The sequence below is a fragment of the Kitasatospora sp. NPDC032121 genome (genome assembly GCF_055580145.1).
In genome coordinates this window covers 1-1,826 of record NZ_JBVILX010000048.1, presented here as the reverse complement: position 1 = coordinate 1,826, position 1,826 = coordinate 1, and the positions used below count along the sequence as shown (strand labels likewise).

The 1,826-nt window shown below is 57.1% G+C and carries 1 rRNA gene; it reads right to left on the bottom strand.

Features of this window, described 5'->3' with window-relative positions:
• Nucleotides 1-2: 2 nt before the first annotated feature.
• A 23S ribosomal RNA gene (locus ACZ5OX_RS38980) occupies nt 3-1,826 on the bottom strand; the annotation flags it as partial.

Sequence of the window (1,826 nt, the reverse complement as noted above, 5' to 3'; positions counted from 1 at the left end):
CTGAGGACAAGCCCTCGGCCTATTAGTACCGGTCAACTCCACCCCTCACAGGGCTTCCATATCCGGCCTATCAACCCAGTCGTCTACTGGGAGCCTTACCCTCTCAAGGAGGTGGGAGTGCTCATCTCGAAGCAGGCTTCCCGCTTAGATGCTTTCAGCGGTTATCCCTCCCGAACGTAGCCAACCAGCCATGCCCTTGGCAGAACAACTGGCACACCAGAGGTTCGTCCGTCCCGGTCCTCTCGTACTAGGGACAGCCCTTCTCAACACTCCTACGCGCACAGCGGATAGGGACCGAACTGTCTCACGACGTTCTAAACCCAGCTCGCGTACCGCTTTAATGGGCGAACAGCCCAACCCTTGGGACCTACTCCAGCCCCAGGATGCGACGAGCCGACATCGAGGTGCCAAACCATCCCGTCGATATGGACTCTTGGGGAAGATCAGCCTGTTATCCCCGGGGTACCTTTTATCCGTTGAGCGACGGCGCTTCCACAAGCCACCGCCGGATCACTAGTCCCTACTTTCGTACCTGCTCGACCCGTCAGTCTCACAGTCAAGCTCCCTTGTGCACTTACACTCAACACCTGATTGCCAACCAGGCTGAGGGAACCTTTGGGCGCCTCCGTTACCCTTTAGGAGGCAACCGCCCCAGTTAAACTACCCACCAGACACTGTCCCTGATCCGGATCACGGACCCAGGTTAGACATCCAGCACGACCAGAGTGGTATTTCAACGGCGACTCCACAACAACTGGCGTTGCTGCTTCACAGTCTCCCACCTATCCTACACAAGCCGAACCGAACACCAATATCAAGCTATAGTAAAGGTCCCGGGGTCTTTCCGTCCTGCTGCGCGAAACGAGCATCTTTACTCGTAATGCAATTTCACCGGGCCTATGGTTGAGACAGTCGAGAAGTCGTTACGCCATTCGTGCAGGTCGGAACTTACCCGACAAGGAATTTCGCTACCTTAGGATGGTTATAGTTACCACCGCCGTTTACTGGCGCTTAAGTTCTCAGCTTCGCCCCGACGAATCAGAGCTAACCGGTCCCCTTAACGTTCCAGCACCGGGCAGGCGTCAGTCCGTATACATCGCCTTACGGCTTCGCACGGACCTGTGTTTTTAGTAAACAGTCGCTTCTCGCTGGTCTCTGCGGCCACCCCCAGCTCAGAGTGCAAGACTCGTCACCAGGAATGGCCCCCCTTCTCCCGAAGTTACGGGGGCATTTTGCCGAGTTCCTTAACCATAGTTCACCCGAACGCCTCGGTATTCTCTACCTGACCACCTGAGTCGGTTTGGGGTACGGGCCGCCATGAAACTCGCTAGAGGCTTTTCTCGACAGCATAGGATCATCCACTTCACCACAATCGGCTCGGCATCAGGTCTCAGACTATATGTGAGGCGGATTTGCCTACCCCACGTCCTACACCCTTACCCCGGGACAACCACCGCCCGGGCTGGACTACCTTCCTGCGTCACCCCATCGCTCACCTACTACCCCGTTGGGTCACCGGCTCCACCACTTCCCTTTGCCCGAAGGCTCCGGGACGGCTTCACGGGCTTAGCATCAAGAGGTTCAGCGTTGGCGCTTCAAAGCGGGTACGGGAATATCAACCCGTTGTCCATCGACTACGCCTGTCGGCCTCGCCTTAGGTCCCGACTTACCCTGGGCAGATCAGCTTGACCCAGGAACCCTTGGTCAATCGGCGCAAGAGTTTCCCACTCTTGTATCGCTACTCATGCCTGCATTCTCACTCGTATACCGTCCACGACTCGATTCCTCGGCCGCTTCACCCGGCACACGACGCTCCCCTACCCATC